This is a genomic window from Arthrobacter sp. AG258 (assembly GCF_004364695.1).
In the GTDB taxonomy this organism is placed as follows: Bacteria; Actinomycetota; Actinomycetes; order Actinomycetales; family Micrococcaceae; genus Arthrobacter.
On sequence record NZ_SOBI01000008.1, the window covers coordinates 195,909 to 216,703 of the forward strand.

Below are 20,795 nucleotides of genomic sequence, written 5' to 3' on the forward strand. Positions count from 1 at the left end.
CGCACAACATCTTCCGGAGTTTCACTGCGAAGTTCCCGGGTTTACATGGCAGCAGCAATGAAAGGCGGCACCCTTCCGTGAAGTTCAGAGTCGATCGGGACGTCCTGGCCGAAGCCGTCACCTGGACAGCCCGCTCGTTGTCTCCGCGGCCGCCGGTTCCCGTCCTTTCCGGCCTGCTCCTGAAGGCCGAAGCGGGAACGGTCAGCCTCTCGAGCTTTGACTACGAAACATCCGCACGGCTGGAAATCGCCGCCGATATCAGGGACGAAGGAACCATCCTGGTTTCCGGCCGGCTGCTTGCGGACATCTGCCGCAGCCTCCCCTCGGCCCCGGTGGACGTTGAAACCGACGGCAACAAAGTCACACTCACCTGCCGTCGAAGCAGCTTCCACCTGGCCACTATGCCGGAAGCCGAGTACCCGCCGCTGCCTGCCGTTCCCGCCATCAGCGGCACCGTTCCCGGGGACGCTTTCGCGCAGGCTGTTTCCCAGGTGATCATCGCCGCCAGCAAGGACGACACCTTGCCCATCCTCACGGGCGTGCGGATGGAAATCGAGGATGACCTGATCACCCTCCTTGCCACCGACCGGTACAGGCTGGCCATGCGCGAAGTGCCGTGGAAGCCTGTGACTCCGGGAATCTCCACGAGCGCGCTGGTGAAGGCCAAAACCCTCAACGAAGTGGCCAAAACCCTCGGCAACAGCGGCGACATCAACCTTGCCCTCTCCGACGATGACAGCCGGCTGATCGGATTCGAAAGCGGCGGCCGCACCACCACGTCCCTGCTGGTGGATGGCGATTACCCGAAGATCCGGTCCCTGTTCCCGGAATCCACACCGATCCATGCCACGGTGCAAACCCAAGAGCTGGTGGAAGCCGTCCGCCGCGTCTCACTTGTCGCCGAACGCAACACTCCGGTCCGCCTGGCATTCAGCAGCGGACTGCTCAACCTTGATGCCGGGACCGGCGAGGACGCCCAGGCGTCGGAGGAGCTTGAAGCGCAACTGTCCGGCGAGGACATCACCGTGGCCTTCAACCCGCACTACCTGATTGAGGGCCTCAGTGTCATCGAGACGAAATTCGTCCGGTTCTCGTTCACCACGGCACCCAAGCCCGCCATGATCACGGCGCAGGCAGATGCCGACGGCGAAGACCAGGATGATTACCGCTACCTGGTGATGCCTGTCCGCCTGCCCAACTAGTCCCCACCGCCGCCTTGCCTCGCAAGCTCGGCCAGGGAACCCGGGCGGCGTGGGTCCACCCATCGGCTCCCAGCCTTCACACACCAGCGCAGAAAAGAGTCTTACCGTGCACATTGGACTGATTGGCCTCGGCAAAATGGGTTTCAACATGCGTGAACGCCTGCGCAAGGGCGGCGTGGAGGTCACCGGCTATGACCGGAATCCCGATGTCACGGATGCCGCAAGCGTCGATGACCTGATCGCCGCCGTCCCGGCGCCGAGGGTCATCTGGGTCATGGTCCCGGCCGGCCCCGTGACAGACGCCGTCATCACCGAATTGGCCGGCAAACTCGAGCCCGGCGACCTTGTGATCGACGGTGGAAACTCGCGGTTCACGGAAGACCAGAAACATGGTGAGGTGCTTGCCGCCAAGGGCATCCGGTTCGCCGACTGCGGGGTGTCCGGCGGGGTTTGGGGCCTGCAGAACGGCTACGGCCTGATGGCAGGCGGTGACGCCGGTGACATTGAACGCGCCATGCCGGTTTTTGATGCCCTGCGGCCTGAGGGCGACAGGGCTGACAGCTTTGTCCACGTTGGCGGAATCGGCGCCGGCCACTACGCCAAGATGGTCCACAACGGGATCGAATACGGCCTGATGCAGGCGTACGCCGAAGGGTACGAACTGCTTGCCGCCAAGGACATCGTCACGGACCTGCCGGGCACGTTCCGCGCTTGGCAAAAGGGAACCGTGGTCCGTTCCTGGCTGCTGGACCTCATGGTCAAAGCCTTGGATGAAGATCCAGGCCTGGAGTCCATCGACGACTACGTGGAGGATTCGGGTGAGGGCCGCTGGACAGTTGAAGAGGCCATCGCCAATGCGGTTCCGGCCCCGGCCATCACGGCCGCCCTGTTTGCCCGTTTTGCTTCCCGGGAGGACACGTCCCCCGCGATGAAGATGGTTTCTGCGCTGCGCCACCAGTTCGGTGGCCATGCAACCCGTCCCGCCAAGTAGCATCCACCAGGAGCCGCCACCGGTTCCAGAATTGCCGACCACCGCGTGTATCTTGAACATCTTTCCCTGACGGACTTCCGCAGCTACGCCCAGGTTGACCTCAGCCTCGGCCCGGGCGTTACCGTCCTGGTGGGATACAACGGCATCGGCAAAACCAATCTGATGGAGGCCATCGGCTACCTGGCCACGCTCAGCTCCCACCGGGTCAGTTCCGATGGCCCCTTGCTCCGGTTCGGCACGGAGCGCGCCTTGGTCCGGGCCCGTTTGGTCCGCGGAGAGCAGACCACGGTGCTGGAGCTGGAAATCAATGCCGGCCGGGCCAACCGCGGCCGGATCAATCGCAGCAACCCGGTCCGCGCCCGCGACCTGCTGGGCATCTGCCAGACCGTCCTGTTTGCTCCCGAGGACCTGGCATTGGTCAAGGGGGATCCCGCCAACCGCCGGCGCTTCCTGGACGAACTGCTCGCCAGCCTCATTCCGCATCATGCAGCCACCCGCAGCGATTACGACCGCGTCCTGAAGCAACGCAACGCCCTGCTGAAATCAGCGCGGGCCGGACGGTTCACGACTGCCCATGAAGCCACCCTGGATGTTTGGGACCAGCACATGGCCCGTGCCGGAGCACAGCTGCTGCACGCACGGCTGGAACTGGTGGAACGGCTCCGCCCGCACCTCGCCCGCGCTTACGCCGAGCTGACGGATGCTTCCAAGCCCGCCGATGCCCTGTACCGTTCGACCCTCCAGAACCAGATGGACGACGACGGTGTCCCGGCCGCACATGCCCAGCGCACCACGGCCGGGGCTTCGTCCGCCGCGCAGGAGGACCTGCGCTTGCTCAGTGTCGAACAGCTGACGGAGCGCTACATCCAGGCTTTCGCGGAATCACGGAAGAAAGAACTGGAACGTGGCATCTCGCTCGTCGGCCCGCACCGCGACGAGCTGGAGCTCATCCTTGGACAGGCACCCGCGAAGGGATATGCCTCGCACGGGGAGACCTGGTCCATGTGCCTCTCCCTGCGGTTGGCGTCGTACTACGTCATGCTCGATGACGCCCGCACCGGCGGGTCCGCCCCCATCCTCATCCTGGACGACGTCTTTGCCGAACTCGATGTCCAGCGGCGGCGTAAACTGGCGGCTATAGTCTCCGGCGCGGAACAGGTCCTGGTGACCGCCGCCGTCGACGCCGATATTCCGGAAGAGCTGTCCGGACGGCGGGTGAAGGTCATCCCGGGAGGAATCGATGAGCAGTGACGAGGATGCCGGGCTGCAGCCCGGCCGCGAACCTGACCACATCGATGCCCCGCAAGCAGCGCTGAACCGGATGCGGGAGGCGGCTGCCGCCCGCGGCGAAGTCCGCAGGAAGGCGCCCCGGCCCGGTTCGCAAAAAGCCAAGGGCAGTATCCGTGACACCCGGGGCTTCAGCCAGTTTCATGCCACCGGCCGGGACCCGCTCGGCCTGGGCAAAGTGGTTGGGCGGCTGGTTGCAGAACGCGGCTGGACCTCCCCGGTAGCGGTGGGTTCCGTCATGGCGGAGTGGGCCACCTTGGTGGGCCCGGAGATTTCAGCCCACTGCACACCCGAAAGCTTCACCGACACCACCCTGCACGTTCGGTGTGACTCCACGGCCTGGGCCACCCAGCTCAGGCTGCTGAGCACCAGCTTGCTGGAGAAATTCCGCCGGGAACTGGGCGACGGCGTGGTCACCAGGATCCAGGTCCTCGGCCCCACAGCGCCCAGCTGGCGCAAGGGTGGACGCAGTGTCAACGGGCGTGGTCCGCGGGACACCTACGGATAGCCGGGCCGCAGCTCTTGAAACTTCGCCCAAAGGCGTATAGAGGCCAGGAAGGGCCGCGGCGTGTATGGGCACCCGGAGGGCATAACACCGGGCCGTCCTAGGCGGGGTCAAGAGCCTCGCACAGGCACATTCACCATCCGCCCACGGCCTTGGAATGCGAGGATCTGGGCGTGTTCGCGGTAGAATTGACCGAGATAACTGGGCGCGGATGAAACGTTGACTTCAGTCCGTTCTCCGCGCGCGTCCCGCACGCAGAGCGCGGATCACCGACCGTCATCGAGTCACCGGCGCCATAAGTTTGTGCCTGTTGGCGGGTCACTTTTCCCTGCGAAAAGAAATCAGCCGGCCATCATCGAGAACAGAGGAGTCGCAGCGCCTGTGGCTAACGACAATACAGATATTCTGGCAGCAGATACAGCGGTCGAGGATGGCCGTACCCCTGACACCCCGGCTGCGTCTGCCAGCCCAAGGGAGTACGGTGCCAGCGACATCACTGTCCTTGAAGGCCTCGAAGCTGTCCGCAAGCGCCCGGGCATGTATATCGGTTCCACGGGTCCCCGAGGACTCCACCACCTGGTCTATGAGGTGGTGGACAACTCCGTGGATGAGGCACTCGCCGGTTACTGCAGCCATATCGAAGTGGTCCTGCAGGCCGACGGCGGCGTCAAAGTTGTCGACGACGGCCGCGGAATCCCGGTGGACATGCACCCCACCGAGCACAAGCCCACCGTCGAGGTGGTCATGACCATCCTGCACGCCGGCGGCAAGTTCGGTGGCGGCGGCTACGCGGTCTCCGGCGGCCTGCACGGTGTGGGCATTTCCGTGGTCAACGCCCTCTCCAGCAGGGTGGACACCGAGGTACGGCGCCAGGGCCACGTCTGGCGGATGTCCTTCGCCGACGGAGGCAAGCCGCAGGGCAGCCTGGTCCAAGGTGAAGAGACCGATGCCACCGGCACCACCCAGACCTTCTATCCGGACCCGGCGATCTTTGAAACCACCGAGTTCGACTTCGAGACCCTCCGCGCCCGTTTCCAGCAGATGGCCTTCCTCAACAAGGGCCTGCGCATAACGTTGACGGATGAGCGTGCCGCCGAAGGTGATGAAGCCGACGGCGACCTCGACCTTGACGACCTCAGCACCGACGGTGAGATCAGCGCCGAACACCGAACCGTGGTGTACCAGTACGACGAAGGCCTGCTGGATTACGTCAAGCACCTGAACTCGGGCAAGAAGGTGGAGGTGGTCCACGAGGACGTCATCGCCTTCGAAACCGAGGACACCGAACGCCGGATTGCCCTGGAAATGGCGATGCAGTGGACCAGTGCCTACTCCGAGAGCGTGCACACCTACGCCAACACCATCAACACCCACGAGGGCGGCACCCACGAAGAAGGCTTCCGTGCCGCACTGACGTCCCTGATAAACCGGTATGCCCGGGAAAAGGGCATCATCAAGGAAAAGGACGACAACCTCACGGGCGACGACATCCGCGAGGGCCTCACGGCCGTCATTTCCGTCAAGCTGGCGGAGCCGCAGTTCGAAGGCCAGACCAAGACGAAGCTGGGCAACTCCGAGGTCAAGGGATTCGTCCAGCGCGTGGTCACCGACGGCCTGGGTGACTGGCTGGAGCGCAACCCCGGCCCCGCCCGTGACGTCATCCGCAAGGCCATTTCGGCGGCCCAGGCACGCATGGCCGCGCGGAAGGCCCGCGACAACGCCCGGCGCAAGAGCCCGCTGGAATCGTTCGGCATGCCGGGCAAGCTTTCCGACTGCTCCTCCAAGGACCCGGAAAAGTGCGAGGTCTACATCGTGGAGGGCGACTCCGCCGGCGGTTCCGCCAAGCGCGGCCGCAACCCCGAAACACAGGCCATCCTGCCCCTGCGCGGCAAGATCCTGAACGTGGAACGTGCCCGCCTGGACAAGGCTCTGGGCAACGCGGAGGTCCAGTCCATGATCACCGCGTTCGGCACCGGGATTGGCGAGGACTTCGACCTCGCCAAACTTCGGTACCACAAAATCGTCCTCATGGCCGATGCCGATGTGGACGGCCAGCACATCACCACCTTGCTGATGACCTTGCTGTTCCGCTACATGCGTCCCCTGATCGAGAACGGCTACGTCTACCTGGCGCAACCGCCGCTGTACCGGATCAAATGGTCCAACGCGCCGCACGACTACGTGTACAGCGACCGCGAACGCGACGCCAAACTGGTGGCTGGCCAAGCGGCTGGACGCCGCATCCCGAAGGACAACGGCATCCAGCGCTACAAGGGCCTGGGCGAGATGGACTACACCGAACTCTGGGATACCACCATGGACCCTGACCACCGCACCCTGCTGCAGGTGACCATGGATGACGCCCTCGCCGCCGACCAGATCTTCTCCGTCCTCATGGGCGAAGACGTGGAGTCACGGCGCAACTTCATTCAGCAGAACGCCAAGGACGTCAGGTTCCTGGACATCTAAGGACCCGCTCCAAAGTATTCGGAACCAGACATATACCTGAAACGGAAAATAAAGAATGAGCGACGAAACCCCCGAGATTCCCGCCCCCGAGGCCGGAGAACCGGACACCGTTCTTGAAGGCGACGTGCTGATCGACCGCGTTGAACAGGTGGACCTGCAGACGGAAATGCAGCGTTCCTACCTGGACTACGCCATGGCCGTCATCGTAGGGCGCGCCCTCCCGGACGTCCGCGACGGCCTCAAGCCCGTCCACCGCCGCGTGCTCTACGCGATGTTCGACGGCGGATACCGCCCCGACCGTTCCTTCAACAAGTGCGCCCGCGTGGTGGGCGAAGTCATGGGCCAGTACCACCCGCATGGCGACACTGCCATCTACGATGCCCTGGTCCGGTTGATCCAGGACTGGACCATGCGCTATCCGCTGGCGCTCGGGCAGGGGAACTTCGGTTCACCAGGCAACGACGGTGCCGCCGCACCCCGGTACACCGAGACCAAGATGGCGCCCCTGGCCATGGAAATGGTCCGCGACATCGACGAGGAAACCGTCGATTTCCAGGACAACTACGACGGCAAGAACCAGGAACCCACCATCCTGCCCGCCAGGTTCCCCAACCTGCTGGTGAACGGATCCTCCGGCATTGCGGTCGGCATGGCCACCAACATCCCGCCGCACAACCTGCGGGAAGTGGCGGATGGGGTCCAGTGGTACCTGGCCAACCCCGGCGCAACCCGCGAGGAACTCCTCGAAGAACTGCTGCTGCGGGTCAAGGGCCCGGATTTCCCCACGGGTGCCACCATCCTGGGACACAAGGGCATCGAAGACGCCTACCGGACCGGCCGCGGTTCCGTCACCATGCGTGCAGTGGTTGCGGTGGAGGAACTCCAGGGACGCACCTGCCTGGTGGTCACGGAACTGCCCTACCAGGCCAACCCTGACAACCTGGCCATCAAGATCGCCGAATTGGTCAAGGACGGCAAAATCTCCGGCATCGCGGACCTCCGCGATGAAACCTCCGGCCGCACCGGCCAGCGCCTGGTGATCGTGTTGAAGCGCGACGCCGTACCCAAGGTGGTGCTGAACAACCTCTACAAGCACACCGAGCTGCAGAGCAACTTCTCCGCCAACATGCTGGCCATCGTTGACGGCGTGCCCCGGACACTCAGCCTGGATGCCTTCATCCGGCACTGGGTGACGCACCAAATGGACGTCATTGCACGCCGAACCCGGTACCGCCTGCGCAAGGCCGAGGAGGAAGCCCATATCCTCCGTGCCCTGCTGAAGGCACTGGATATGCTCGACGAAGTCATCGCCCTGATTCGTGCCTCGAACACCACCGAAGCCGCACGCGACGGGTTGATGGAACTGCTTGATATCGACGAGCTGCAGGCCCGCGCCATCCTGGACATGCAGCTGCGCCGCCTCGCCGCCCTGGAACGCCAAAAGATCCAGGACCGGCACACCGAGCTCGAGGCCCTGATCGCCGAATACAACGCGATCCTGGCCTCCGAACAGCGCCAGCGCGAGATCATCAGCGTCGAGCTGGCCGAAATCGTGGACAAGCACGGCGACGACCGCCGCACCAAGATCCTCATGGGCTTCGATGGCGATATGTCCATGGAAGACCTGATCCCCGAAGAGGAGATGGTGGTCACCATTACCCGCGGCGGCTACGTCAAGCGCACGCGCAGTGACAACTACCGCTCACAACAGCGCGGCGGCAAAGGCATCAAGGGTGCCCAGCTTCGCGGCGACGACGTCGTGGAACACTTCTTCGTCACCACAACGCACCACTGGCTGCTCTTCTTCACCAACCTCGGCCGTGTATACCGTGCCAAGGCGTACGAGCTCATGGAAGCGGGCCGGGACGCCAAGGGCCAGCACGTTGCCAACCTGCTCGCATTCCAGCCTGACGAACACATTGCCCAGGTGCTGGACCTGAAGGACTACCAGCAGGCGCCGTACCTGGTGCTCGCCACCAAGCGGGGCCTGGTGAAGAAGACCAGGCTCGAGGACTACGACACCAACCGTTCCGCCGGCGTCATTGCGATCAACCTGCGCGACGGCGACGAACTGGTGTCGGCGCAGCTCGTCTCGGAAACAGACGACCTCTTCCTGGTCTCCCGCATGGGCCAGTCCATCCGCTTCACCGCTACGGACGACGCCCTGCGACCCATGGGCCGGGCAACCTCCGGCGTTACCGGGATGAAGTTCCGCGAGGACGACGAACTGCTGGCCGCCGACGTGGTGACTGACGGCTCGTTCGTCTTCATCGTGACGGAAGGCGGGTACGCCAAGCGCACGGCGGTGGAGGAATACCGCCTCCAGGGCCGTGGCGGTCTCGGCATCAAGGTAGGCAAATACCAGGAAGAACGCGGCCACCTCGTGGGAGCCCTCATCGTCCAGGAAGAGGATGAAGTCCTGGTGGTCATGGAGGGCGGCAAGGTGGTCCGGTCCTCCGTGGCCGGTGTTCCGGCCAAGGGTCGTGACACGATGGGCGTCATCTTCGCCAAGCCGGACAAGAATGACCGGATTATCGAGGTGGCGCGTAACAGCGAACGGGGCCTCGAGGACGATGAATCCGCTGAGGATGACGTAACGTTGGCTGAAGATGGCGGTCCCGCTGGGGATTCCGCCGAGCCAGCAATGGCAGAAGAATCACCGGCCGTTGAGTCAGAGGACGCCTCGGGCGACGCTGAGCCGAACGAAGACAACACGGAGGTAACGAGTGAGTAATTCCGACTCATTTCCCAAGCCGAACAGCACTGTTCCTGACGGGAACCGGCCTTCAGCGGCGCCCCGCGTGAACGCCCCCGTCCGTCCGCAGCAGCGACCGGCAGCGGCCGCAGGTGCCCCGGGCCAGCGTCCCGCGGTTCCGGGCCAGCGCCCGCAGCAGGGCGACCGCCCCGCGCAGCCCGGCCAGCGGCCCTTCCAGGGTCAGCCGGGCCAGCGCCCTGCAGCCTCCGGCCAGCGGCCGGCCCAGGGACAGGGTAATCCCGGCCTGGTGAAGCCCGCGCCGAAGGCAAAGGTACGGCGGGCCCGGCTGCTGATCAGCAAGGTGGACCCCTGGTCCGTACTGAAGATGGCATTCCTGCTCTCGGTGGCACTTGGCATCGTCACCGTGGTGGCAGCAATCGTCTTGTGGACGGTGCTGGACCTGACCGGAATCTTCGACCAGGTGGACAGCCTGCTGGGAACGCTCGCCGGCTCCGAAAGCGGCGGCTTCGAACTGAAGAAGGTGGCATCGCTGGGGCAGGTGGCCTCATTCGCCACCATCATCGCTGTGGTCAACGTTGTCCTGCTGACGGCGCTGTCCATGCTCTCCGCCGTCCTCTACAACATTTCCGCCACGCTGGTGGGTGGAATCGGCGTCACCTTGACGGACGATTAAGAACCCGGTTTCACCGGGGGTAATCCGGTGGAAATGCCCGATTTGAGATCGGGCCGGGATGTGCTGTAAAGTCATATCTCGGCCCGATGAGGCATCGGGGCGTATAGCTCAGGCGGTTAGAGCGCTTCGCTGATAACGAAGAGGTCCCAGGTTCAAGTCCTGGTACGCCCACGGAACCTGTGCAGGTTTCAAACGGAGGTTTGGTCCGGATGCATCCGGTACCCGGCCGGAACGGGGAGCATGTGAAGAAGTTGCTGGTACTCGCAGCGGCAATCGCAGGCTTTCTGGTCTTCCGTAAAGCACAGGAATCCGAAGCCCGGAAAACAGTCTGGAGCAAGTCAACCGATACGGTTGACTAGCTTGGGCGCCAGGTACGGAAGCCGTCAAGGCCTCGCGGTTCCTGGGGTATGATGGACGGGTTGCTTCTTATGGGGGCATGGCGCAATTGGTAGCGCACCTGCTTTGCAAGCAGGGGGTTCGGGGTTCGAGTCCCCGTGCCTCCACCATAGGAAAGTCCCGGTCAGCGGAAACGCCGGCCGGGACTTTTTGTTCTCCTTTCCCTCCGGGGACGGCTCCAGGGGGTATCCATTGAACTTCTTCTTCGCGGCCCTGGGTGTCCTCGGCGTCGCCTCGTCAGGCCCCTTGATCGCCGCAACCCTGGGCGCCACGAGCGTCAGCGCCCTCGCCATTGCCTTTTGGCGCAACGCCATCGGTTCCGTGGTCATGGCTGCCCCCACGCTCATCCGGGAGCCCCGCAAGTTCGGCAGCATCACGGCCCGCGAGTTCCGCTGGTCCCTGCTGGCCGCCGTCGCCCTCGCCCTGCACTTCGCCTGCTTCATCACTTCGCTGCAACTGACCTCCGTTGCGGCCGCCACAGCCCTGGTGTGCCTGCAGTCCGGCTGGATTGCCGTCTTCCAGCTCGTCCGCGGAACCCGACACCGCTGGCAGGTCCTCGCTGGACTGGGGATTGCCTTCGGCGGTGTTGTCGCCATTACCGGCTTCGACCTGGGAACCTCTTCGCAGGCACTGACCGGAGACCTGCTGGCGATGGCCGGCGGCGCGCTGGCGGGGCTCTACACGCTGGCAGGCGGCAAGGCCCGGCAGAGCATGACCACGGGGACGTACACCACACTCTGCTACGGGATGTGCGCGGTCCTCGTGGCGGTGCTGGCCCTGGCGGCCGGCCAGCCCCTGGCCGGGTTCGAGCCGGCAGGGTGGCTGGGCATCGCGGCCATCACCGTCTGCGCGCAGTTGGTGGGCCATACGGCGTTCAACCACCTGCTGGCCACCATGAGTCCCCTCATCGTCTCCATGATCATCCTGCTGGAAATTCCCGGGGCCGCACTGCTGGCCGCCGTCTTCCTGCACGAGACCCTTCCGGCTGGCACGTATGCCGGGCTGGGCCTCATCCTGGCGGGACTCGCCGTCGTCGTCCTGGGGCAACGGTCCGGAAGGGCAGGGAAGCGGCCACTGCCGCCCGGGGAGGAACCGCCGTCGGGCCGTCCGTTGGCGGAACTGGGAACGGACTGACAGGAAGCCTGCCGCCGCCGGGCCTTACTGTCCGCCGCGGCGGACGGGCTGGGCGGTGTTGACGGTGTGGATGGCCCGCAGGAGCTTTGCCGGGAAATACACCGAAAAGAAGACCACCATGGGGGCCTTCAATGCCATTTTGCGCACGTTGTGGGCTTTGTAGGTCCGATCGAAGCGGGTGACGTAGTAGCGGTAGTCCCGCGGAGAGTCCTCAAGCCGGCGTGCGGACATGCCAGACACCATCTGCGGCCAGTAGCGGACCGGCAGTTCATGGTCGGCAAGGTGCAGGGACAAATCGATGTCCTCGTGCATCTCGTCTTTCTCGTCCCGGCAGGTCTCGGCCCGAATGGTTTCCCAGGCACTGGCACGCAGGGCCATGTTGGAGCCGAACAGGAAGTGGTACTGGTGCTTGGCCAGCTTCAGCATGAGCTGGCGCATTTTGTCGTCCGCTTTGAGCCCAAAACGGCGCATGGGCATGTCGTAATACACCACCGGCCCCGTTGCGGCCTGGACGACGGGATCTGCAAAGGCCTTCTGGACCTGCTCCACCCAGTCGGGTTCGACGATGGAATCCGCGTCGATCCGCCCGAGGACATCCCCCGTGGCGTGGTCGAGCCCGAAGTTCCTGGTGGGGATCAGGCCCTGCTCCAGGTCCTGGCTGAGCAGGATAATGGGGCTTTCCGGGTATTCGAGCTGCATCTGGCTGACGATCGCGGCAGTGCGGTCGCTCGAGAGGTTGTCCACCACGATGATTTCGTGGGCGGGAACCGACTGGTAGATGGCAGCGATGAGGCACTGCCTGATAACGCTTTCCTCGTTGTACGCCGGGATAACGATGGACACGCGGAGCTGTTCGGCTGCGTCGTTCAAGGCATCCCCAGAGGATCGATCGGCTGACATCAGATCAAATCTAGCATCCGGGCCGTGTCCTGCCGCGGCGTGGCCCATGAGCTTCCGCGGGCACACAAAAGGGGCCCCGTTCAAAACGGAACCCCTTGTGCGCGGCGAAGGACTAGGCCTCGGTGGTGCCCTTGACGTCGTTGCCGATGTTCGACGCGATGTTCTTGGTAGCCGTCTTGGCGTCAGTTGCGGCGGTGGGTGCTTTGTCGGCCGCGTCGTCGGCCACGTGCTTGGCCTTGTCAGCGGCGTCTGCAGCCTTGTCCTTGACCGCTTCGGCGGCGTCCGCTGCCTTGTCCGCGACGGCGGAGGCTGCGGAACCTGCGGCGTCTGCAGCCTTACCTGCGGCGTCAGCCACGTGTTCCTTGACCTCGCTGACGGTGGTGGCCGGCACCGGGGCAGGCGTGGGGGTAACCGGCGACGGAGTCTTCCAGGGGTCCTCCACGGGCTTGGAAGCCTTCCACGCGGCAACGCCCGCGGCCACTGCGGCGGCAATCACGCCAAAGACCAGCCAGCCGCGCTTCTTCTTGGGCTCGGGCTGGGACAGCTGGATACCGACGCTGCGGCCAGCCTCGGTTGCGGCGGCCTTGAGCTGCGTACCGGTGGCCTGTGCCTGTTCCTGGATGGCGTGCACAATTCCCGCGTCGCCAAGCTTCTGGGCGACGGCGTCGACGCGGGCAGGTGCGCCTTCAAGGGTGCGGTGAACGGCCTCCGAGGCCACGCCGATCTGGTCGGAGAGCTTGGGCAGGTAGTCCACCACCACGCGGTCACGGGCGTTCAAGACCACCGGCGTTGCCTTGTCCAGGGCGTCGTGAAGCTTGGGTGATGCGTTTTCCACGACGTCGTTGATCTTCGGCGCCAACTGGGCCAGTCCGTCCTGGATCCTGGGCGTCACGGTGGCAACACCGTCAGCCAAGTTGTGAGCTGCGGTCTTCAGGCCTTCCTGGATTTTGGGAGATGCGGTATCCAGGCTGTGCTGGAGCCGCGGGACAGCCCAATCCACCGCTGCTTCCACCCGGGGGGCCGCCCAGTCCTTGGCATTTTCCACCGCACTGGTGACCGACTGCTCAAGGTCACGGGCAATACGATCCGATTTCTTCACAACTACCTCCCGATTAATGTGACGGTTCTGTCGCTAGCCTACGTGCCCGGACCACCCCGGGCTATTCACTCTGCGGATTTTAGGCCGATTTCACCCAGCGCGGAACTGCTGCCGCAGCCGTTGCCGCCCATAGGGGACATGGAAGAATGAGGCTTATGACTGCCATCGCAACTGCAAAAGCAACCATCCACACCAGCCTCGGCGACATCGTGGTTAACCTCTTCGGGAACCACGCGCCCAAGACGGTCAAGAACTTCGTTGGCCTTGCCACCGGCGAGCAGGCCTGGACCCACCCGGAAACCGGTGAGGACAAGACCGGCACTCCGCTGTACAACGGAACCATCTTCCACCGCATCATCAAGGACTTCATGGTTCAGGCCGGCGATCCCCTGGGCCGCGGAACCGGTGGCCCCGGCTACCGCTTCGATGACGAAATCCACCCGGAACTGAGCTTCAACCAGCCCTACAAGCTCGCCATGGCCAACGCCGGCATCCAGATGGGCAAAGGCACCAACGGTTCACAGTTCTTCATCACCACCATTCCCACGGACTGGCTGCAGGGCAAGCACACCATCTTCGGTGAGGTGGCGGACGAGGAGTCCAAGAAGGTCGTCGACGCTATCGAGGGTGTCCGCACCGGCATGGGTGACCGCCCCGTGGAGGACGTCACCATCAACAGCATCGACATCGAACAGCTTTAACACCACAGCATGAGTTACGGAATTCCGTCGGCTGAGCCGTCCGCGCAGGTTCCGGTCTGCCCCCGGCATCCGGACCGGCCCTCCTATGTGCGCTGCCAGCGTTGCGGACGCCCGGCGTGCCCGGACTGCCAGCGGGCGGCCGCCGTCGGATTCCAGTGCGTTGACTGCGTCAACGAAACCCGGCGGACGACGCCCGAAGTCCGGACGGTCTACGGCGGGGCCGTGGCCACCGGCAGGCCGATGGTGACGTTTGCCATCATTGCGGTCTGCGCGCTTCTCCAGGTCCTGCAGTTCGTCATTCCCAATGAAGGCGTCTACCGGGCCTTGGCCTTTGCCAACATCTACGCAGAACCGAAGTACAACGAGTTCGAACCATGGCGGATGCTCACTTCGGCATTCCTGCACTCGCCGGACAACCTCCTCCACATTCTGCTTAACATGTACACGCTGTGGATCTTCGGCCAGGCCCTGGAACCAATCCTGGGCCGCCTGCGGTTCCTTGCGCTGTTCGTTATTTCGGCCTTGGGCGGTTCCGTGGGGTACCTGCTGCTGACACCGCTTTATGTTCCCGGCCAGCAACTCTTCGGGGTGGTTGGGGCGTCCGGAGCGATCTTCGGCCTCTTCGGCGCCATGCTGCTGGTCCAGCGCCAGCGCGGAGGCGATACCCGCCAGCTGTGGGTCCTGATTGCCATCAACGGTGTCATCGGCTTCCTGGTCCCCCAAATCGCCTGGCAGGCCCACTTGGGCGGACTGGTCACCGGCGGGCTTTGTGCAGCCGTCCTCGCCTATACCCCGCGGGGACGCCGGCAGGGCCTCATCCAGGCCGCAGGGCTCGCCGCGGTGGTGGCCCTGCTTGTTGCCCTGACATGGTTGCGGGTCTCCCTGTAACTCCCCGCGGTCCAGAAGCACCCCTGAATGCCCGGCACCACAGGTGCCGGGCATTCGTCTTTTCCACAGGCCTTATCCACAGTGTTGGTAACTTACAGGGGTGTAGTTCAGGCGCCGTTTCCCGGACAGTGGCTAGCGATTTACTTCTCGGCCCCGGATATCCGCGATTTCTCCACACCTGTGGATAACCTGTGGGGATAGGGGTGTGCGTAAGTGGATAAGCGGACGATCCAGGACCAACATGTGGACAACTGCCCGCAAAGCACCCCCCGAGCGCGCCAATAGAAGGCAATACCCGGACTTATCGACAGCGTTATGCACACTGTTAATAAGTAACAACCCTGTAGTTTCCCGCGCTGGATCCGTGGTGCGAGTAGGCCAGACCGCCCAACCGCCTGTGATTTCCACGGGGTTACCCACAGTTGTGGATAACTTGTGGGTATCGGGATGTTGTTAAGTGCATAACCGCGTCGTCGGCCCCTCAGGCGCCTCTGCCTATGATGGTGCCTTGCCCAGCCGTACTACCTTGAAGGACTCCCGTGAGCGCCACCGAGCACCTGTACCTCGACAAGCAGCACCCGGCTCTGTGGAGGGCGATCAGCGGCCTCGGACTGAAGGTGCAGGAAGCAGCGGAAGCCGCCGGCTTGGGCGCTGGCCTGCGGGAGCTCCTCAATGTACGGATCTCGCAGATCAACGGCTGCGCCTACTGCCTGGACCTGCACGTGCGGAAGGCCGCTGAGGCAGGTGAAAGTCCACAGCGGCTCGCGGTGCTGCCGGCATGGCGGGAAACGGCCCTGTTCACGGACAAGGAAAGGGCTGCGCTGGCATTGGTGGAAAGCATTACGGAACTCCCCGACCAGGAATCGCGCGAGAGTGAAGAAGCCTATGCAAGGCAGTGCCTCACGGCGGAGGAATTCTCCGCGGTGAGCTGGGTGGCTGTCACCATGAATGCCTTCAATCGGGTTTCCATCACCAGCCACCACCCCGTCAGGCGCAGCCGTCCGTAATGACGGGTCCGGCCGCAACGCTGGTTATCCACAGGTATTCCACACTGTTAATAACCACATCTTGCGGGCAAATTTCGGCCGGTCGGGCAGCAACGCGCCACAGGAGACCTCGGAGGCACGATGCCACAAAGGTTATCCACACTGTGGATAACCTTGCCAACAGCTGCGGACAGCCGACGCGGCGCGGCGCTACTCGGCCCAGATCCCGGAGGAACCGCGACGGTGGCTCGCCAGGAGGTGCGTGTCCACTATTCCCACGGCTTCCATCAGGGCGAACATGGTGGTGGGGCCAACGAACGAGAAGCCCCGTTTCCGTAACGCCTTGGACAATGCGACCGACTCCGCCGATTGGGTGGGAATGTCCGACGCTACTCGGGGACGCGGGGTGCTCGCCGGGCGGAAACTCCAGACAAAGTCCACCAGCCCGCCGTCGTTTCGAAGCTCCACGGTGGCCCGGGCGTTCTTGACCGCGGCGTGGATCTTCAGGCGGTTCCTGACGATGCCCGGGTCCCGCATCAGCCGTTCCACGTCCGCATCGCCGAACAAGGCCACGGCGTCGGGATCGAAACCGGCAAAGGCGGCACGGAAGCCGGGACGCTTGCGCAGGATGGTGGCCCACGAGAGCCCGGCCTGGAATCCCTCCAGGCAGATACGTTCGTAGAGGCCCTGCTCGTCAGTGACGGGCAGCCCCCACTCCTGGTCGTAGTACGCGCGCATCAACGGATCCGTGGATGCCCACGCGGGCCGGGCCAGGCCGTCGTCGCCAATGATCACGCCGGCGGAATCGGGAGACAGGGGGATCCTCCTCGAAAGTAGCGTTGCGAACGCGTCAGGAACGCCAGCGGGTGGTCATCAGGAACCCCACGATGGCAATGCCGAAGCCTGCCACGATGTTCCACGACTGCCACGCCTGGACCGGAAAACGTCCCTCACTGATGTAGAACGTGATGATCCAGAAGAGTCCGATGATCATCAGGCCGAACATCACCGGCTTGAACCAGACGGGGTTGGGCTTGTATGAATCGGTGGAAGCCGGCTGGGCGGTGCTGGCAGTCTTCTTGCGAGGTTTCGACTCGGGCACTGGCTCTCCTTGGCAGGCTGGGCAAGCTCGGCGGCCCGGGCTTGATATCCTGCAAGAAGGAAATTGCCAGCGGTCTGCGCGATCTTGGTCAAATCTGGATTCTTACTAGCAGCCAATTCTAGCCGCAGTTGATGGGCACCCGGTGCCCTGGGTGGACGCCCGGAGGAGAACGCGTGGTATTGCAGGAGAAGGCCGGGCCCGTGGCCCCGCCCGCCCGCCGTGGCTCCCTGCTACGTGGAACCATCCAGGTCATCGGTGAACTGTTGATCACCGCCGGCATCATCCTCCTGCTCTTCGTGGCGTGGCAGCTGTGGTGGACCAACGTTGAATCAGACGCCAAGCAGAGCCAGGTCATCAAGGAATTTGCCCAGGACCTCAGCACCGCTGCGCCGTCCCCGGCAGCAACGGCACCCGCCGCGCCACCGGCAGGCGGGCAGGATTTCGGCACGCCAGTAGTGGGTACCGCCCCGGGCCACGCCGGCACGATCGGCATCATGTACATCCCCCGGTTCGGAGCCACCTACACCCGTCCGATTGTCCAGGGGACCAGCCAGGATGTGCTGGACACCTTGGGGCTGGGACACTACAGCAACACGGCCATGCCCGGTGCGGTGGGCAACTTCGCGGTCGCCGGCCACCGCCAGACGCACGGCGCGGTGCTGGACAACATCCATACCCTGGTGCCGGGGGACAAGATCTACGTCCAGACCAGGGACGGCTTCTATGTCTACGTTTTTCGCAACAACCAGATCGTGCTGCCGTCGCGCACCGACGTCCTGGAACCGGTACCCACCCAACCCGGTGTGGCACCCACGGAAAGTTACCTCACCATGACCAGCTGCAACCCCCGCTTCGGCGCCGAAGAACGCATCATTGCCTATGCCCTGCTGGACAGCTGGCGTCCGGCGTCCGCCGGCCCGCCGGCCGAGATCGCGGCACAGGTTGCAGCCGCCACAGGGAAAGGCTGAGCATGTACGCCTGGATATTCCGCCACCTCCCTGGTCCGCTCTGGCTGAGGATTGTTTTCTCATTGGTACTGGTCGCCCTTGCCCTGGTATTGATGGTCCAGTTCCTGTTCCCCTGGATGTCCCACTTCACCCAATTCACCGACTCGACGATTGGTTCAGCAGACCAGCCATGACCACAACCAAGATCCTCGTAGTGGATAACTACGACAGCTTTGTCTACACCCTGGTGGGTTACCTCCAGGAGCTCGGCGCCGAAACCACGGTGGTCCGCAACGACGACGTCACCCTGGCCGAGGCGATCGAACTCGCCGGGGCCCGGGACGGCGTTTTGATTTCACCCGGCCCCGGCAACCCCGCCGAGGCAGGCGTCTGCATCGAGCTGATCAAGTGGTGCGGTGAACACGGCGTGCCGATGTTCGGTGTGTGCCTGGGCCACCAGGCACTGGCGGAGGCGTTCGGAGGCACGGTCACCCATGCCCCGGAGTTGATGCATGGCAAGACCTCGCAGGTGGAGCACAGCGGCACCAGCGTGTTCGCCGGCCTCCCCTCCCCCATCACGGCCACCCGCTACCACTCGCTGGCGGCGGTCCGGGAATCCATTCCCGACGTCCTGGAGGTCACGGCACAAACCGCGTCCGGGGTGGTGATGGGACTGCAGCACAAGACCGCACCGCTTTGCGGCGTCCAGTTCCATCCGGAATCGGTCCTCACCGAGGGCGGATACCAGATGCTTGGCAACTGGCTTGAGTCCCTGGGCATGAAGGGCGCCGCGGCGCGTGCGGCCAAGCTAAGCCCACTTATCCAGCACTAACCGGACCGCCGGACGGCGCTTCAGCCCTTCTTGGTGGGCTTCGGCGTGGGCGTGGGCGTGTCGGTGGGGGTCGGCGTCGGGGACGGCGCCGGGGCGGGGGCCTTGGCAACCACCACCGTGATGGTCTTTCCTTGTTCGACGGCGGCGTTGACGGGGTCGCTTTGATCCGTCACCTTGCCCGGTTCCACCTGGGAGTTCTCCACCTCCACCACCAGGGGGACCAAACCGATCCCCTTCAGCGCGGCCTCGGCTTCCTCGCGTGAGAGGCCCCGCAGTTCTGGAACCACCACCTTGCCCGTGGACACCACCAGCTCGACGCTGGTGCCCACGCCGACGCTCTGCCCGGGAGCCGGGTTCGACGTAATGACGATTCCCGCCGGCACTGTGGCGCTGTTGGCCGTGGTGGTCGATGGAGCGCCCACCAGGCCCACCTGGCGAAGGATGTCGCGTGCGGCAGCCTCGGTCTTGCCCGGAAGGCTGTCAGGAATCTTCACCGCGCTGGGCCCATCCGAGACGTTCAGGACCACTTCGGCACCTGGATCCATCGACGCCCCGGCCGAAGGGTCGGTACCGATGGCCGTTCCCTTGGCAACGGTATCGTTCTGAAGCCTGGTGATCTTGGGACGCAGGTTCGCATTGTAGAGCGTCTGCAGCGCGGCGCTCTCCGTCATGGCCGCCACCGAAGGTATCTGAACCTTGGCCACGGGCGCCGGCCGGTTGACTGTTTCGTAAAGCCAGAGGCCGGCCCCTGCCAGGACCAGCAGGGTGAAGATCACCAGCGTGGCAATCCACGCACGACGACGGGACTTCTGCGGCCTGCTGGGCTCGCGTTCCGGAGGGAGGCCGAGCGGGAGCGGCTCAGCCGTTGTGTGCGCGTCCGCCACTTCCAGCGGACCGGCCGGGTCGTCGTCGTGGTACAGGCCGGCGGCAGCCAGCCGCCCGGTGGGAGCATCATCAAGGAAGCTTGCGCCCGTTGCCGCGAAAGCCTCAGTGCGCGGCTGGGCATCCGGTACATGGTCGTTGGGATCCGTGGGCGCCTCCGACGCCGCCACGGCCGGAACGGCCACGCCGGCCTTCGCAGCCCGCAGGGCACGCCGGAAAGCTGCGGCATCCTGGAACCTGTCGTCGCGGTTCTTCTGCAGGGCCTTGGCGATGACCGTATCCAAGGCGGGAGAAACGTCGGGGTTCAGGCTGCTGGGTGGATCGGCGATTTCCCGAACGTGCTGGTACGCCACGGATACCGGACTGTCCCCAACGAACGGCGGCCGGGAGGTCAGCATTTCGTAGAGCAGGCACGCTGCGGAGTAGAGGTCGCTGCGGGCGTCGACAGTTTCGCCCCTGGCCTGCTCCGGAGACAGGTACTGCGCCGTGCCCACCACCGCCTGGGTCTGGGTCATGGTGGCGGAGGAATCAGCGATGGCCCGTGCGATGCCGAAGTCCATCACTTTCACCGAATTGGTTCCGGGGCAGTACATCACGTTGGCCGGTTTGATGTCCCGGTGAACGATCCCGGCCTTGTGGCTGTATTCCAGGGCCGCCAGCACCCCAAGGCAGTAATCGATGGCGTGATCTATGGTCACTTCCTTGGCGCGGATCATGTCGCGCAGCGTCTTGCCCTCAACGAATTCCATCACGATGTAGGGCACCCGCACATCCTCGGCGGAGCCATCGTGGACCAGGTGCTCGCCGGTATCGAAGATGGCCACGATGGAGGGATGGTTCAAGGCAGCCACCGCCTGGGCCTCGCGCTTGAACCGTGCCTGGAACTGGGGGTCCCTGGCCATGTCCGGGCGCAGCAGTTTGATGGCCACGGTCCTGCCGAGGCGGGTATCTGTTCCCCGGTAGACATCAGCCATGCCACCGCGGCCAATGAGGCTGCCGAGCTCGTACCGGCCGCTCAGGACACGCCGGTTATCCACCGGGACGTTGTCCTCCCGGTGCAGCGGTGTGCGTGATGACTCATTCAC

Annotated in this window: 19 protein-coding genes and 2 tRNA genes; 16 read left to right on the forward strand and 5 right to left on the reverse strand. The window is 64.3% G+C overall.

What is annotated here, in order from left to right; all coding sequences use genetic code 11:
• The first annotated feature begins 77 nt into the window (after nt 1-77).
• The 11 genes from dnaN (at nt 78) to DFO47_RS17225 (ending at nt 11,373) form a co-directional block, all read left to right on the forward strand.
• Nucleotides 78-1,202 (forward strand): DNA polymerase III subunit beta, encoded by a 1,125-nt coding sequence (gene dnaN, locus DFO47_RS17180; protein WP_133832422.1) that lies wholly within the window; start codon nt 78-80, stop codon nt 1,200-1,202.
• Nucleotides 1,203-1,308: 106 nt separating this feature from the next.
• The gene (gene gnd, locus DFO47_RS17185; protein WP_133832423.1) at nt 1,309-2,193 is read left to right on the forward strand and encodes a phosphogluconate dehydrogenase (NAD(+)-dependent, decarboxylating); all 885 of its coding nucleotides are present in this window, start codon (nt 1,309-1,311) and stop codon (nt 2,191-2,193) included.
• A gap of 45 nt (nt 2,194-2,238) precedes the next feature.
• Entirely contained in the window at nt 2,239-3,444 is a 1,206-nt protein-coding gene (gene recF, locus DFO47_RS17190; protein WP_018762811.1) for a DNA replication/repair protein RecF, read from the forward strand.
• Complete coding sequence (locus DFO47_RS17195; protein ID WP_018762810.1) at nt 3,434-3,988, forward strand: DciA family protein; 555 nt, start codon at nt 3,434-3,436, stop codon at nt 3,986-3,988. Before recF ends, DFO47_RS17195 begins: the two co-directional genes overlap by 11 nt.
• 378 nt (nt 3,989-4,366) lie before the next feature.
• Nucleotides 4,367-6,454 (forward strand): DNA topoisomerase (ATP-hydrolyzing) subunit B, encoded by a 2,088-nt coding sequence (gene gyrB / locus DFO47_RS17200; protein ID WP_133832424.1) that lies wholly within the window; start codon nt 4,367-4,369, stop codon nt 6,452-6,454.
• Nucleotides 6,455-6,509: 55 nt separating this feature from the next.
• Nucleotides 6,510-9,188, forward strand: coding sequence for a DNA gyrase subunit A (gyrA, locus tag DFO47_RS17205; protein ID WP_109044851.1), 2,679 nt, complete (start codon nt 6,510-6,512; stop codon nt 9,186-9,188).
• The gene (locus DFO47_RS17210; RefSeq protein WP_026264877.1) at nt 9,181-9,843 is read left to right on the forward strand and encodes a DUF3566 domain-containing protein; all 663 of its coding nucleotides are present in this window, start codon (nt 9,181-9,183) and stop codon (nt 9,841-9,843) included. Before gyrA ends, DFO47_RS17210 begins: the two co-directional genes overlap by 8 nt.
• A gap of 97 nt (nt 9,844-9,940) precedes the next feature.
• Nucleotides 9,941-10,014 (forward strand) — tRNA-Ile (locus DFO47_RS17215).
• Between the two features lie 71 nt (nt 10,015-10,085).
• Nucleotides 10,086-10,202 carry a DLW-39 family protein gene (locus DFO47_RS21355; protein ID WP_240617712.1) on the forward strand — a complete coding sequence of 39 codons (117 nt, stop codon included), beginning with the start codon at nt 10,086-10,088 and terminating at the stop codon, nt 10,200-10,202.
• 71 nt (nt 10,203-10,273) lie between these two features.
• A tRNA-Ala gene (locus DFO47_RS17220) sits at nt 10,274-10,349 on the forward strand.
• 82 nt (nt 10,350-10,431) lie between these two features.
• Nucleotides 10,432-11,373: a DMT family transporter gene (locus tag DFO47_RS17225; RefSeq protein ID WP_133832425.1), complete on the forward strand. Its 942-nt coding sequence runs from the start codon at nt 10,432-10,434 to the stop codon at nt 11,371-11,373.
• A gap of 24 nt (nt 11,374-11,397) precedes the next feature.
• Here DFO47_RS17225 and DFO47_RS17230 read toward each other — a convergent pair whose 3' ends face one another.
• Complete coding sequence (locus DFO47_RS17230) at nt 11,398-12,273, reverse strand: glycosyltransferase family 2 protein (protein ID WP_026264874.1); 876 nt, start codon at nt 12,271-12,273, stop codon at nt 11,398-11,400.
• A 112-nt stretch (nt 12,274-12,385) separates the two neighbouring features.
• A complete protein-coding gene (locus DFO47_RS17235; RefSeq protein WP_133832426.1) occupies nt 12,386-13,372 on the reverse strand; it encodes a hypothetical protein in 987 nt (328 codons plus the stop codon).
• Nucleotides 13,373-13,527: 155 nt separating this feature from the next.
• On the opposite strand from DFO47_RS17235, the gene DFO47_RS17240 reads away from it, so the two are divergent.
• The 3 genes from DFO47_RS17240 to DFO47_RS17250 all read left to right on the forward strand — a co-directional run bounded on the left by DFO47_RS17240 (nt 13,528) and on the right by DFO47_RS17250 (nt 15,968).
• Nucleotides 13,528-14,073 (forward strand): peptidylprolyl isomerase, encoded by a 546-nt coding sequence (locus tag DFO47_RS17240; protein ID WP_018762802.1) that lies wholly within the window; start codon nt 13,528-13,530, stop codon nt 14,071-14,073.
• Nucleotides 14,074-14,082: 9 nt separating this feature from the next.
• Nucleotides 14,083-14,961 (forward strand): rhomboid family intramembrane serine protease, encoded by an 879-nt coding sequence (locus tag DFO47_RS17245; protein ID WP_109044855.1) that lies wholly within the window; start codon nt 14,083-14,085, stop codon nt 14,959-14,961.
• 539 nt (nt 14,962-15,500) lie between these two features.
• Nucleotides 15,501-15,968, forward strand: coding sequence for a carboxymuconolactone decarboxylase family protein (locus DFO47_RS17250; RefSeq protein WP_133832427.1), 468 nt, complete (start codon nt 15,501-15,503; stop codon nt 15,966-15,968).
• A 189-nt stretch (nt 15,969-16,157) separates the two neighbouring features.
• Here the strand turns inward: DFO47_RS17250 and DFO47_RS17255 are convergent, their stop codons facing one another.
• Nucleotides 16,158-16,763: a DNA-3-methyladenine glycosylase I gene (locus tag DFO47_RS17255; protein WP_109044856.1), complete on the reverse strand. Its 606-nt coding sequence runs from the start codon at nt 16,761-16,763 to the stop codon at nt 16,158-16,160.
• Nucleotides 16,764-16,797: 34 nt separating this feature from the next.
• On the reverse strand, nt 16,798-17,049 hold the full coding sequence (locus DFO47_RS17260; protein ID WP_018762798.1) for a cell division protein CrgA: 252 nt from the start codon (nt 17,047-17,049) through the stop codon (nt 16,798-16,800).
• A gap of 173 nt (nt 17,050-17,222) precedes the next feature.
• Here DFO47_RS17260 and DFO47_RS17265 point away from each other — a divergent pair, with 173 nt between their 5' ends.
• Both DFO47_RS17265 and DFO47_RS17270 read left to right on the forward strand, forming a co-directional pair.
• Nucleotides 17,223-18,017, forward strand: a complete 795-nt coding sequence (locus DFO47_RS17265; RefSeq protein ID WP_018762797.1) for a class E sortase — start codon at nt 17,223-17,225, stop codon at nt 18,015-18,017.
• A 169-nt stretch (nt 18,018-18,186) separates the two neighbouring features.
• Entirely contained in the window at nt 18,187-18,828 is a 642-nt protein-coding gene (locus DFO47_RS17270) for an aminodeoxychorismate/anthranilate synthase component II (protein ID WP_018762795.1), read from the forward strand.
• Nucleotides 18,829-18,848: 20 nt separating this feature from the next.
• Here the strand turns inward: DFO47_RS17270 and pknB are convergent, their stop codons facing one another.
• Nucleotides 18,849-20,795 (reverse strand): Stk1 family PASTA domain-containing Ser/Thr kinase, encoded by a 1,947-nt coding sequence (pknB, locus tag DFO47_RS17275; RefSeq protein WP_026264869.1) that lies wholly within the window; start codon nt 20,793-20,795, stop codon nt 18,849-18,851.

Coding starts and splice junctions, on each gene's coding strand:
- DFO47_RS17195 (WP_018762810.1), top strand. CDS start 3,434: ATGAGCAGTGACGAGGATGCCGGGCTGCAGCCCGGCCGCGAACCTGAC.
- gyrA (WP_109044851.1), top strand. CDS start 6,510: ATGAGCGACGAAACCCCCGAGATTCCCGCCCCCGAGGCCGGAGAACCG.
- DFO47_RS17230 (WP_026264874.1), bottom strand. CDS start 12,273: ATGTCAGCCGATCGATCCTCTGGGGATGCCTTGAACGACGCAGCCGAA.
- DFO47_RS17240 (WP_018762802.1), top strand. CDS start 13,528: ATGACTGCCATCGCAACTGCAAAAGCAACCATCCACACCAGCCTCGGC.
- DFO47_RS17245 (WP_109044855.1), top strand. CDS start 14,083: ATGAGTTACGGAATTCCGTCGGCTGAGCCGTCCGCGCAGGTTCCGGTC.
- DFO47_RS17270 (WP_018762795.1), top strand. CDS start 18,187: ATGACCACAACCAAGATCCTCGTAGTGGATAACTACGACAGCTTTGTC.